This is a genomic window from Alicyclobacillus sendaiensis NBRC 100866 (assembly GCF_001552675.1).
Taxonomy (GTDB): Bacteria; Bacillota; Bacilli; order Alicyclobacillales; family Alicyclobacillaceae; genus Alicyclobacillus; species Alicyclobacillus sendaiensis.
In genome coordinates this window covers 68,728-80,948 of record NZ_BCRQ01000001.1, presented here as the reverse complement: position 1 = coordinate 80,948, position 12,221 = coordinate 68,728, and the positions used below count along the sequence as shown (strand labels likewise).

Genomic DNA, 12,221 nt, shown 5'->3' with positions numbered 1-12,221 from the left:
CCGCAATGTCGGACGGGCGGCATCCGAGAAGCCGGCCTCAGTGGATCAAGATACTGATGTTATCGTACAACATATAAAGTGCAACAAGCACGAGGATCGAGCCGAAGATGGTCTGAAGCAGCGACTTGCGGCTGCCCAACTTCGTCGAGACGATCGTGCCCAAAAATCCGCCGGCGATCCCGCCGAGCACGTACAGCGCAAACACGTTCCACGCCACGAGTCCCGAGGCCGCGTACGAGACGGCTGTGGTGACGCCGAAGAGCCCAACCGACACCAGCGAGCTCCCGATGGCGTCAATCATCTCCATCCCCGTCGCAAACATGAGGCCAGGCACAATCAAAAATCCGCCGCCGATGCCAAAGAATCCAGACAACAGCCCCGTAGCGCCGCCCGTGGCAAGCACTCGCCCCCATCGGAACGATCCGGCGGAATCCGCGGCCGCGGGCTTCGCACTGCCGCGGCGCGCCTGGATCAGCGTGCGAACCGCGATGACCAGAATGAGAAGCGCGAACAGAAATAAAAGCGCCTTCCCGTTGAGCATCTTGCCAAAGATGGAGCCCACCACCGCCCCGATGGCGCCTGGGATGGCAAAGGATATGGCGGGCTTCCATCGCACGTGGCCGTGCCGCCAATGCGGGATGAGGTTGATCCACGCGTTGACCGCCACGGCGAGCGCCGTCGTCCCGATGACGATATGGGCGTTGTGGATCCCGACCACATAGAGCAGCAAGGGGACGGCGAGGATGGATCCACCGCCGCCGATGAGCCCCAGCGTGAAGCCGACGACCCCGCCACATGCGATGGCAAGCACAATCTGTAAGCCACTCAGCGCGACCATCGAGCTTCCCCCTCAAATCGTAGTACTCCGCCCGGATCAATACCCATACAGGTATTGATCCGGGCGCAACAATGCCTTGGCTCGCTTCGTAGACTCACCCGTGCACCGCGCAGCGGTTGGGGCCAATCTCCATCTCGCTCGCCTCGTCCGGGGTCGGCGCGAGCTTGCCCATGTTCACCATCCGGATCTGCTGATAGGCGTTTGGCTGCGGCGGCAAGTTCTCCGTCACAGTCGTCACAAATTCGCCCTCGTCCTGAATCTGAAGACCCGGGTTCTTCGCGTAAAGCTCCGACAGCGTCGCAGCCACAACGCCCTCGTCGTTCACCTCGGACGCCCACGCGTAGTGCGCCGGCAGGACGAGGAGATGGCCCGGAAGTTGCCGGTACGTCTCGTACAGCGTCCGCCGCAAGTCCGGCGCAAACTCCTTGGCGCGCCCCGCCAGATCCGGGCGGCCGATGGAACCCACAAACAGGATGTCGCCAGAGAGCAGATACTTGTCATCGACAATGAGCGACGTGCTGCCCGGCGTGTGCCCCGGCGAATGGAGTGCTCGAATGACGATTCGGCTTTGGCCAATGCGAATTTCCTTGCCGTCCGTCAGCGGCTCGTAGGCGTACGTCACTTCGCCCGCGTCGCCCGGCGGCAGGTAGTAAGTCGCGCCCGCGGCCTCCGCCAGCTGGCGCCCGCCTGAGATGTGATCCGCGTGCAGGTGGGTGTCGATCACGGCGACGATCTTCGCGCCCTTCTCCTGGGCGAAGTGCAGGTACACGTCCGTGAAGCGCGCCGGATCGACCACAGCCATCTCACCGTTCGAGACGACGGCGTACGACAGGCATCCCTTGCCGACGCGCAGGAACTGGTACAGGGCGCCGCCAGCGACATCGCCCACCTTGACCGGATGCAGATACTCGCTCCAGGCGCGCATGCCGCCCTGCAAATACGCCACGCGCTCAAGCCCCGCCTTCACGAGCTCCTCCGCGACAAACTTGGACGATCCTTCTTTGGCGCACACCACAAGGATGTCCTTGTCCTTGGGCAGCTTCGGCACCAACTGATCCACGCCGTCCAACAGGTCGAAGTACGGGACGTTCATCGCCTCGATCGCGTCCCCCTCGATGCGCCAGTCCGCAAACGCGTCCTCGTTGCGCACGTCGAGCAGGAAAAACGGTTCGCGGCGCAGAATGCGATCATACACTTCCGCAGGCGTCCAAGCCGTGAGGGTCAGTTCCATCATTCCTCCACCTCCGACTGTTCCACGGGTCCATTCCATGCCGACATGCCAGGCACGACGTTTTTCACGCGCGTGAAGCCGTGATCGGCAAGTATCTGGCAGGCCATGTCGCTGCGGTTGCCCGTGCGGCAGACCACGTAGATGTCTTGGCCTTCGTAGGCCCGAAGCTCGTCGATGCGGGCTTCGAGCGAGCCGAGCGGCACCAACACAGCCCCCGGGATGTGGCCAAACGCGTACTCCATCGGTTCGCGCACGTCGATCACGACGGCGTCTCCCTTGGCTACCCGCTCGGCGAGCTCCTCGTTCGTCGCCACGTGCGGGTACTTCTTCTCCGGCTTCACCTCATCCGGCGCCGCCTTGCGGATGTAGTGGCGAAACACGCCGTCTTTCTCCACCGTGCCGAGGTACTGGTGGCCCGTGCGCGTCGCCCAGCTGCGGATGTCGGCGACGGAGCCGGGATCGGTCGCGAGAACTTCCAGAACCTGGCCAGACTCCATCTCGTCAATGGCCTTCTTCGTGCGCACCATCGGCATCGGGCAAGAAAGCCCCTTGCAGTCGATCAGCTTGTCGACCGTGAACGTCGTCTGCCCAGTCATGCTCGATCAGCCTCCTAGCAGTCTCACTCGTCTATCTATCCGAACGCCCGCCCTGAAGGCGCACGGCGTTTGTCTCCACACCAAGTCATCGGAGCGTCGGATCCGCGCCAGCCGCCCGCGCGCGAGGCGCGGGCTTGCGCGAAACTTTACAGGGCGTCAGAAGGTGATGGTGACGTCCGCGTCGTACGCGAAATCGAGGAAGTTGACGGCTCCGGCGAACTCCACACCGTCGATGAAATCTTCCGGCTTGAGGCCCATCACGTCGACCGTCATCTGGCAAGCGATGAGCCGAACGCCACTCTCCTTCGCCATTTGCAGCATCTCTTGGATGGATGGGACGTTGTGCTTCTTGAAATTTTCCGCAAACGGCTCGTTCTCTGGCTTAAATTTGAGCAGCTGTGCGGAATTCTTGTGGATGATGTTCAGCCCTTCGAAGGTGAAGAAGATGGCTACCTCGGCGTCCGTCGCGACCCCGGCCATGGCGATGTTCAGAACCTTGTAGGCCGTTTCGAGGCCGCCGTTCGATGCGATGATGGCGACTTTCTTCGACATGATGTTCCTCCTCAAATCAAACTCCATGTGGTGATCTCAGCAGGTGGGTCAGCTTTATTGCACAGGCCCGCGCCAGCCGAGCATGCCGCCCATCAGGTTCCACAGATTCGAATACCCCTGGGCCATCAGAAACTGGCATGCGCGTTCGCTGCGCGCCCCGCTCCGGCAGACCATGACGGTCTCTTGATGTGGGTCAATTTCCCGGAACCGCTCCTGCAACTCGCTCAGCGGGATGTTCTTCGCGCCGGGAATCATCCCGGACGCCACTTCCGCAGGTTCGCGCACATCGATAATCTGCAGCTTTTCTCCCCGCTTTAATCGCTCCTCCAGATCCTGAGCCAGGATACCGCGCACTTGGCTCATGCCCATCACCTCCTCGTCCTATCGTACGCTTTCTTGACCGCCGCATTCAGCGACGACAGCTTCATGTACGGTACGGGGTATAGTATAAAAGCGCGCCGCACACATGTCAAGATACCCCCTTAGGTATATTGCGCCGCTCACGCGCATAGCTTGTATCATCCGAAGGACAAGAAGGGGTGACGCGCGTGAGTTGGGAGATGTTCGCCACGCTTCTCGCGATTGGCTTTGCCGGCTCGGTCCTCGCCGGCATGGTGGGCGTCGGAGGCGCCATCGTCAAGTATCCCCTGCTCCTGTATCTGCCTCCGCTCTTGGGCGTGGGCGCGTTCAGCGCGCATCAGGTGGCCGGGATGAGCTCGGTGCAGGTGCTGTGCGCGTCGCTGGCGGCGGCGTGGGCCTACCGGAAGTCAGGCTATCTGCACCGCCGGCTCATCGCCGACATGGGCCTCGCCATGCTCGCCGGGAGCTTTATGGGGGCCTATATGGCCCATTTTTATTCGGAGCGCGTGGTCAACGTCGTCTATGCCGCGCTCGCGACCGCAGCGACGCTCATCATGTTTCGCCCGTCCGCATCGGACGAGTGGCACGGCGACGTCGACGAGATCGACTACCCTCGCCCGTTGGCCGTAGCGCTGGGAGCGCTGGTGGGCCTGTTTTCCGGCGTGGTGGGTTCCGCGGGAGCCTTCCTCCTCATGCCCATCCTCTTAGGGGTCCTTCGCATCCCGACGCGCGTGGCCATCGCGTCATCCATCGCCATCACGTTCGTCGCTTCGCTTGGCGGTTTTGTGGGCAAGTGGGTGGCACACGAGGTGATGTGGGGGCCTGCTTTGGTCCTCGCGTGGGCGAGCGCGGTGGGGGCGCCACTCGGCGCCAAACTGGGCCGGCGCATGGACGCGCGCTGGCTGCGCTGGCTGCTTGCGGCGCTCATCACCGCGACATGCGCGCGGATCTGGATGACGGTGTTCGGATGGTGAGGCGCAAACGGCGCGCCACACGAGGGCTTCCGGGGCTTCCGGGGCGCTCCTTTCGTCGCGCGGAGCGCCCGCGCCCCTTGGGACTCAACCGCCCTCTGCACTCGCCTGCCGTTCGCTTGGGAACCTCACGCCGTCCAATTCTCCGGCGTAAAACAGCCCCATGCCGTAATGGCAGTTGGCGCCGAGGGCAATGGGTCCGTACACGGGCTCTGCAAATTCAATCCGCCACAGCCCGCCGCTTCGCGCGGGAAGCTCCTGGCGCGCGCCGTAGCGCAGCTTGCGAAATTTGCGCGCGTCGTACGGCAAGCCGGCCAACCGAATCTGGGCGAGGGCTTCCACGGACACCGGTTCTGGAAACCCCCGCCGGCGAAGCTCCTCGCGGATCTGATCCGCCGGCCCAAACTTCGCCCCGCCTCGTTTCCAGTGCCAGGGATGCAAATAGGGCGTGATGGAGGTGAAGACGCGCGACGGTCGCACGTAGGCGTCCGGCACGTCATCAGCCGGCTCCCCACGCGAGAACGAGCCTGCTGGCACATGCCACATGCCTTCGAAGTACAGCTGCCAGCGGCGCTCGCGCCCCGGCCACCACTCCGGCGTCTTCAAGGTACGCAAGGCCTGAAGGACGTCCAGATCTTCCTGATCGAATGGCTCGCGCTTGTAGACCAAGACGTGATCGAGATAGCCGTCCAGGTCCTCGTCGACGGGGAGGATGAACGCGTGCGCATGGCCGAGACGCAGGGGCGATCGCGTCTTTGGATCCCGGCCCGTGAGGGCGGGCGTCAGGCGATCTCGTTTCGCGCCGATGAACTCGAGGGCCTCGTGCATGACCTCACCCACGTCGAGCGCGTAGAGGACCCGCGTCCGCACTTTGCTCACAAGCCGAAAGCGCGCGACATTGGCTTGAATCCTTGGCACGTCCCTCCGGAGGGATGCGGACGGCCGCGAGCCGGATGGGACGGCGAGATCCAGCCTGCGGCGCACGTACAGCACGCGAGTGGCGCCAAGCGGCACGTTCAGCCTCTCCTTCTCGATGACGTCGGTGCCAAGGCGCAGGGCGTCGGTGAGGTGGTTCACGCCAGCGAGGCTCGACTTGCGAACCGGCCACTTGCTGCGCACGAGCGGCCACTCGCTCGGCGACACGGGCGCCAAAAGATCCACCATCTCGCCCTCCCCGCGCTCGAGCATCTCGCTCGCCGCGTCGAGCTCCATGGGCATGGCGTCCCAGCGGTCGGGCGGATTGCTCACGAGGCGCGCCTCGCCCCAGCTCTCCGCGCGCCCGAGATACGGCATCAGCGTGGCGATCTCGCCGAGCAGCGCGAGCGCCTCGGCGTCGAGCTGCGCTTCGGGCCAGTACACGCCGAGCGGATCTTCCGGCAGCACGCGCAGAAACGCGTCGTGAACGAGGGTCGTCTTGCCGCCCGCGATGGGCATGAAGTGCTTGGTGTGCGTGTGCACCGCGCGAGGCAGCCTGAAAACGGGCCGTTCCGCGGCGAGCCCCTCAATTAAGCGCTGCAAAACGTCCTCATCGTACCGCTCGCAGAGGCTATAGCGGTGGTACACGCCGATGAGCGTCCGCAGGATGCGCCACGGCGAAGGCGGCCACTCGACGTCCGCCTCGTTGGCGTGGCGCCCCCACGGCGTGGCGTGATACGTTCCTGCGAGGAAACAAAACTCAATCCCAACCACGTGGCCACTTCCCTTGTGCGGTGTCGCCGTCACGACTTGACTTCTTTCACTGCATAGCGCACGCGCAGATTTTCCGCCGCCAAAAGCCCTTCAGCCCGCAGGCGATCGATGAGTCCTGGAAGCTCGCGGTCGATCTCCTCCGCCGTCGGCAGTTCAAACCCGGAAGGCCGAATCACTTCCACCTGCTTGACCTCAAAGTCACATGCCGTGCGGAGGCGGAGCCCCTCACTCAGGAAGTGCTGGATCTTGTAAAGCGCAAAGAGGGTGAGGAACGTCTCCGCGGTGGCGCCGAGACCGTACGAGCGGAGCAGCGCGAGATCCAGGACGAAATACGCGTGAACGCGGCGGGCCACGTATTCATCGCGGTGGAACGGAACATTCCCGAAGCCCTGATTCGTGGGCCCTGTGGGATCGACGCGATCGTTTTTCACCCCGCCGTTCGGCGCGACGCGGGCGTCCTCGGCCTCGATGAAGGAAGAGAGCAGGCGCGAAAGGCGAAGCCTGCCGCCCGCGAGCTCCTTCTTGGCGAGGAAGAGCCCGTGGAGGACGGAATTTGGGTCATACTTGAACACCGTGCGCGCCAGCTTCCGCACGTCCACCGGCAACGACTCGCCGAGCAGGCCAAGCTCTCGCTTGAGAAGTTGCATGACCGTCGTGTCCTTCCCCTCCAAAATGTAGGGAGAGTTCAACCGGTGCGCCTCGAGGACGGAATTGGTCAGAAATCCCCCGTGCTGATCGTACACGTCCACGCGCGGCAGCCCTCGAAGCGGCGGGCGCCAGTCCTCTGCCGCTTCGTCCCAGCACACGCTTTCCAGGCGGTTGGCCATGCTTTGCGGCGACTCCACGAGCAACATGCGGTATGGCTCCGTCGGGTGATCGTATTCAGCCGCGCCAAGGTCGGGAAACCCGGTCGGTTGAAACCGCGTGCCTGCAATGGGCGCGAGTTCGGCACGAAGCAAAAGCCGCGGCGCGGTGTGGAGAGGTTCAACCGAGATGGCCATCGACAAAACCCCTTTCTCACGATTCGAACACGATGTTGTTCTCCGTCGCATCGACGCCCTCGTCCTGGATGGGCCACAGGCGACGCACGAGGACTTCGAGCGACGTCGACGAGATCGGCACGACGGCCGAAGCGAGCAGACGGCGCGGAGAGAGGCCGAAGGTCTCGGTGCCCCGGTGGCGCGGCGCAAGTCCACTCGCGAGCAGGCGGCGCTCCAGGACTTCGCGAGCCCGCACCGCGCTTGGGGGGCGATCCGCAGCGAGGAGCGCCAAGACTTCTCGCGGCACGGGAAGCGAGAAATCTTCCACCGCCGGCGGCTGCCCCGAGCGGCGGAGCGAAACGGCCTGAATCGCATCGCGAAGATTTCGCTCTGCGGTCAAGGTGACGCGCAGGAGTGCGTAAAGATACGGAACCCACGCGGTGGCCGCCTCGAGGCGCGCGGCCTGCGCGCTCTCCCGCGCGAATGCCCTCGGCGGATCCCCACGATACGCGGAAAACGCCCATGCGTAGTCGAGGATGCGATCATCCCGCGTCTGGCCTGACCAAAACCGGCCGAGATGATCGAGACGGGCGGCAAAGCATTCGTGCTGACTGTGAAAGCCCACCTTCGACTTGCTGTTCACCCTAGCTCCAAAACTGCCGTCCTGATGATCCTTGCCTGGGTTGGCCACCTCCGCATCGTCTTTGCGCCGGCGTGCGCGCTCCTCGTCCAACAGGCGACGTTCGGCCAGGGTGATCAGGCAGCGCGTGAGATCCGGGCTGTCGAAGGCGAGCCGAACGCGGGCAGATGACATCTCCTCGTCGCTCGCCCAGTGCCACGCCTGGCGCTTGTCGGTGACCACGGGTGCAAAATACTGGCGGCGCGAGATGTCTCCCACGTCCTGCATCACGCCGATGGCGAGCCCAAGCGCAAACTCGGCCTGCTCCCTGGGCTCCTGAGGCCACGCCCGCTCAATCCACGCCGGGGATTTCAGCTCAAGAGGCGGAATCCGCTTGTGCAGGGCGGGCCGCTTCGCGATGACGCGGTCCAGTTGCGCCACCGCCACGATGAGGTCGCGGACGCGGTGAGGCCCACCGTGCTGACACAGTTGGAATACCGCATCCTCGACGCGGCGGAGCGCTGACAACGCCGAGAGCGGAGGCTCCTCCATGGACGGCAGGGTTTGAACCTGTGTCAACCAGCGGTCGAGATCGTCCAGGACGTCCGCCTCAGGCCGCCGGTGAACGCGAAAGCGGCTGAGAGGCACGGCGTAGTACATGCGCCCGTACCGCTCGAGAAAGGCGTAGCGCTGGAAGCTGTCGATGCCGCGATCGATGCCGAGGCCGGCGCACGCCCGCGCGAAGTCGATGCCGCTCTGCGCCGGGCGCCATCCGACCGACGTCACCCGCGACCGGACCTGCGCTCGCCCTTCTTGGAGAAATTGCTCGAGCTCGGCGAGTGACGCGGGGCGGTGCCAAAGCGGCAGCCACATTTCCGCGCGCGCCTTCTTTCCCTCGTCCGATACGCTCATCGCCCCCTGGCCCCCCGCAGCCGGTCGAACCGTGAAGGGGTACGTGAAGTCGGTGTGCTGGCGGCCGAACTTGCGCGCGGCAGCCGCGGAGAAGAGGATGCCGCCTTCGAGCGAGAAGATGAAGTCCCATGGATTGACGCGGCGGCCGGCCTCGAATCCTGGCCCGGCGTTCGGGCCGCCGTTTTGTCCTGGCTGAAACTGACCGATGGAGACGTTGAGCAGGCCGCTGACCGGCTCGTCGAAGAGCGCGGCGCGGAGCAATCCTTCAGCGGCCTCGGTCGGCGCACCATCCGGGCCGAACAACTCCTGTAGCCGCTGCATGAAGTTGTTTGTGAATTCGAAGTTGCCGTCGTTGCCGCCAGTGCCGTAGATGGGCGCGAACCCCAAACGGTCGGCCGTGATGGCAGCGACGGCGTCGAGCCATTCCACCGCCTCGTCCGGCAATTCGGCGCGCAGGCGCGCGAGGAGCGCCACTTTTTCCTCGTCCTTGGGTTTCTCCGTCAGGGGCGCGCCCTCGAGCACGCGATCCACGGCCCGCAAAGCGTCCCGATACGGCCGAAACCGTTCACCGCTCGTGTTGCGGAGCCAGTCGACCGGCTCGCTGTTTTTCCCGCGGATGAAGCCGCCTCCCCCGTTCCACGGCGCCATGATGGGCGTGGGCCGATACGCGCGCAGGAAGAAATCGACGAGATCGTCCGAAGATAGTTCGGTCCGGAGGCAAAAGACGTCTTGGTGCCAATAGCCGCGAGCGGCGGGATCGGCCTGTTCGGCCACGAGGCGGAGGACGGCCATGGCCTTGAGGTAGCCGGCCATCGGCACCGGGCGGCAACCGAGAAGACGAAGATCATGGCTCACGGGATTCCACCTCCTCCCGGCGCGACGCGCGGCCGTCGGCCACGCGCAGAAGCGCCTCGTACCAAGCGAGTCGAAACGGGCCGTATGCCTGGAGCAGGCGGTGCACGCCTTCGGCCCAGCTTTCCCTGCCGAGCGGATCCGTGCCCATGCGCATGATGGACAGGCTCAGGCGCACCTCTGGCCATTCGCCGAGACCCGGGATGGCATACGCCGCGAGCGCATCGCCCTCCCAGACGCCGCGCGCGAAAAGCCTCCCGTCCGGCGGCACCTGCTCGGTTGCGCTCGCCCGGATCTGGCCGCGGATCTTCCCGTGGTGCGCCGCGATGAGGTAGGCCACCAGGCGGCTGCGAAGGTCATTGACGGCCGCGGGCGGCACTGCGTCGAGATAAGAGAGCGCCGACGCGAGCTCGTGGCGAAATCCGCGGACCCTGCGCGCGGTGAGTGCGGGCGGGGCCAGCGTGGCGACTTCCCCGCGAGCGCCATCCGAAGGCAGGTTTTCGCCGTCCTGCGCCGCCGAGATCGTCCCCGAGCCCGGCTCCGGAGCGGAGGAAGCAGCGTCGGCCACAAGCACCCTCACGCTTGGCATCTTTCCGATCTCGACACCGCTTTTCGCGAGCAGTTCGGGCTCATGGGGAGGATACAGGCTGCCCGATTGCTCTCCGTACTGATCCCGGTACCGCGCTTCGCCGAGCATGGCCAACCGCAGCTTCGCTTGGAAGAGCGGATGCCGTTTGCCTGCGTCGTGCCAGAACGCCGCTTCGCGCAAGGCGTCGGCGAGGTTTTCGTCACCCGCGAGATGGCCGAGCGCCTCCGCCTCACGCACGACATCGCGCGTGTGCGCTGCCAACGTCACTGGCCGCGCAGGGGCCGGTCCGTTATCTTCCTCGGCGTCTTCGGCGTCCACTTCGGTGACAGGCGCGACCTGCACGGGATCCGCAACTTTGACCCAGCTCTCGGGATCAAAGCCCAGCTGTGGATCATACCCGCCGTCTTCCGCGCGAAGGAGGTACAGCCAGCCGGGAAAGACGCGCTGTTCCGACACGAGTTCATACTGTCCGAGAATAGAATTCCACGTGTAGGCGCGCCTGGTTTGCTCCGTTCCGCGCACCTTCCGCTTCCGCTTGAGGTAATCCTGGAGCCTGGAGAGCGGCACGCGACACACGTCTTCCTCGGCCACCTCTCTCAGCCCCTCCGGCGGAGATTCCCCCTCCCAGGCTCCCCAATACACGGACACGGTGCGGTCCTCGATCTCGCGAATGAACGGCGAGACGTCGATGTCGTTCCCGCTCAAATCCGGCGTCGTGTCGAAGAGCTGCAAGAGATCCCGTTGCCGGAGGACGCGGCCATACGCGAGCGGTTCGGCGTCGCGCGGGAGATGGGCGGGACCCACATCCTGGAGCTCCGCGAGTTGAGCGCGAGATCGCTCAAGAGCAGCTGGCGCATACGGCAGACAAGCTTGCTCGTCCGCCCCATCCACGTCGATCCAATACGCGCGGGCCGACGCCCGCTTTCCCGTGCGGTTCAGCCGCCCAAAGCGCTGCACCATGCTCGCCCAAGGCGCCAACTCGGTAACCATGAGCGACGCGTCGATGTCCATACCGGCTTCCACCACCTGCGTGGCCACGAGGATGGCGCGCCGGTCGCCGAGGGCGCGCGCTTCTTCGGCGAGCCAAGCGCGATCCCGTCCGCGGAACTGGCCGTGTACGAGGCGAATGTCCTCGTGCGGCATGGCCTGGCGCAGCGCCTGATACACGGCCTGTGCGCGGCTCACGCGATTCAACACGACAAGCGCCAGTCCATCCACGTGACACTCCGCGGTGAACCAGTCCGCAAGTTGTTTCGCGTACGCGGACGCATTCTTCACGAGCGGCCCGCGAAGCTCCACCGGACAGCGATGAAGGGGCTTCGACGCCGTGAGGCGCTCCTGCAGCGCTTGTCGATCCGCCTCATCGAGCTCCCAGACCTGTATCTCCCTCTCGGCCTTGCGCACGTCCACCGTCTGCAACCACTCCGGGGAGGCAGTGGCCGACATCCAGAGCGTGTGGGCCGGGCCGAACGTGCCAAACTGCTCGCGGAACGCCTGGAGCTGCGCCGTGGTCGCCAGACCATCCCCAAACAGTTGGACCTCGTCGACAATCCACTGCACGTCGTTGTGCAACAGCGCAAACTGGAGCGGCCAGCGAAAGCGGCTCACGCCCCCGTAGCCCCGGTTGAGCGCGCGGGAAAGGATCTGATCCTGCGTGCCGATGAGAATCCACGGCCGATCCGGCTCGAGATCCCACGCGTGATCCACCGACCCACCCATCAGCACCGACAGGCCGATTTCGCCGTCGAGGCCGAGTCTCGCGAGCCAGTCGCGGGCGGTGGCGGCCGTCTGGGAGACCAGCGCCCGCTGCGGCAGGACATACACGAGCCGCATCCCCGTCCGTGAGCGCAGGTCGTCACCGCCGTACTTTCTGCGCCAGGCCCACGCCAGGATGGCGCCCGTCTTGCCCGCACCGGTTGGGATGCGGAGCAAGTCCGGCCACGAGGGAGAGGTGGCGAGACGGATTTGCCACGGGTACGGCGATGCGCCGGTGGCTTGGCGAAAAAATTCAGAGAAGTGCATGGGCGTCACC

At 65.0% G+C, this 12,221-nt stretch carries 10 protein-coding genes; 1 reads left to right on the top strand and 9 read right to left on the bottom strand.

Translation table 11 applies throughout. The annotated features are described in order from the left end of the window. Positions 1-37 precede the first annotated feature (37 nt). From AS26_RS00455 to AS26_RS00435, 5 genes are all read right to left on the bottom strand, one after another. On the bottom strand, positions 38-838 hold the full coding sequence (locus tag AS26_RS00455; RefSeq protein ID WP_062305228.1) for a sulfite exporter TauE/SafE family protein: 801 nt from the start codon (positions 836-838) through the stop codon (positions 38-40). 94 nt (positions 839-932) lie between these two features. Then, on the bottom strand, positions 933-2,072 hold the full coding sequence (locus tag AS26_RS00450) for an MBL fold metallo-hydrolase (protein WP_083515932.1): 1,140 nt from the start codon (positions 2,070-2,072) through the stop codon (positions 933-935). Next, positions 2,069-2,665, bottom strand: coding sequence for a sulfurtransferase TusA family protein (locus tag AS26_RS00445; RefSeq protein WP_062305227.1), 597 nt, complete (start codon positions 2,663-2,665; stop codon positions 2,069-2,071). The genes AS26_RS00450 and AS26_RS00445 overlap by 4 nt, the downstream gene beginning before the upstream one ends. 156 nt (positions 2,666-2,821) lie before the next feature. Next, a complete protein-coding gene (locus AS26_RS00440) occupies positions 2,822-3,217 on the bottom strand; it encodes a DsrE/DsrF/DrsH-like family protein (protein ID WP_062305225.1) in 396 nt (131 codons plus the stop codon). A gap of 54 nt (positions 3,218-3,271) precedes the next feature. Further along, the gene (locus AS26_RS00435; protein WP_062305223.1) at positions 3,272-3,580 is read right to left on the bottom strand and encodes a rhodanese-like domain-containing protein; all 309 of its coding nucleotides are present in this window, start codon (positions 3,578-3,580) and stop codon (positions 3,272-3,274) included. A gap of 185 nt (positions 3,581-3,765) precedes the next feature. Between AS26_RS00435 and AS26_RS00430 the strand changes: the two genes are divergently transcribed. After that, the gene (locus tag AS26_RS00430; RefSeq protein ID WP_083515931.1) at positions 3,766-4,551 is read left to right on the top strand and encodes a sulfite exporter TauE/SafE family protein; all 786 of its coding nucleotides are present in this window, start codon (positions 3,766-3,768) and stop codon (positions 4,549-4,551) included. Between the two features lie 84 nt (positions 4,552-4,635). Here AS26_RS00430 and csb2 read toward each other — a convergent pair whose 3' ends face one another. From csb2 to cas3g, 4 genes are read right to left on the bottom strand one after another with little or no spacing between them, the layout of a single operon-like run. Further along, on the bottom strand, positions 4,636-6,270 hold the full coding sequence (csb2, locus tag AS26_RS00425) for a type I-G CRISPR-associated protein Csb2 (protein WP_062305222.1): 1,635 nt from the start codon (positions 6,268-6,270) through the stop codon (positions 4,636-4,638). After that, positions 6,267-7,238: a type I-G CRISPR-associated RAMP protein Csb1/Cas7g gene (gene cas7g, locus AS26_RS00420; RefSeq protein ID WP_062305220.1), complete on the bottom strand. Its 972-nt coding sequence runs from the start codon at positions 7,236-7,238 to the stop codon at positions 6,267-6,269. The genes csb2 and cas7g overlap by 4 nt, the downstream gene beginning before the upstream one ends. A 16-nt stretch (positions 7,239-7,254) precedes the next feature. Continuing rightward, the gene (cas8g1, locus tag AS26_RS00415) at positions 7,255-9,603 is read right to left on the bottom strand and encodes a type I-G CRISPR-associated protein Cas8g1/Csx17 (protein WP_062305218.1); all 2,349 of its coding nucleotides are present in this window, start codon (positions 9,601-9,603) and stop codon (positions 7,255-7,257) included. Next, complete coding sequence (gene cas3g / locus AS26_RS00410) at positions 9,593-12,211, bottom strand: type I-G CRISPR-associated helicase/endonuclease Cas3g (RefSeq protein ID WP_062305217.1); 2,619 nt, start codon at positions 12,209-12,211, stop codon at positions 9,593-9,595. Before cas3g ends, cas8g1 begins: the two co-directional genes overlap by 11 nt. Positions 12,212-12,221 lie beyond the last annotated feature (10 nt).

Bases quoted from the DNA above. Each gene is read 5' to 3' on its own strand.
- AS26_RS00455 (WP_062305228.1), bottom strand. From the start codon at position 838: ATGGTCGCGCTGAGTGGCTTACAGATTGTGCTTGCCATCGCATGTGGC.
- AS26_RS00450 (WP_083515932.1), bottom strand. From the start codon at position 2,072: ATGATGGAACTGACCCTCACGGCTTGGACGCCTGCGGAAGTGTATGAT.
- AS26_RS00445 (WP_062305227.1), bottom strand. From the start codon at position 2,665: ATGACTGGGCAGACGACGTTCACGGTCGACAAGCTGATCGACTGCAAG.
- AS26_RS00440 (WP_062305225.1), bottom strand. From the start codon at position 3,217: ATGTCGAAGAAAGTCGCCATCATCGCATCGAACGGCGGCCTCGAAACG.
- AS26_RS00435 (WP_062305223.1), bottom strand. From the start codon at position 3,580: ATGAGCCAAGTGCGCGGTATCCTGGCTCAGGATCTGGAGGAGCGATTA.
- cas7g (WP_062305220.1), bottom strand. From the start codon at position 7,238: ATGGCCATCTCGGTTGAACCTCTCCACACCGCGCCGCGGCTTTTGCTT.
- cas3g (WP_062305217.1), bottom strand. From the start codon at position 12,211: ATGCACTTCTCTGAATTTTTTCGCCAAGCCACCGGCGCATCGCCGTAC.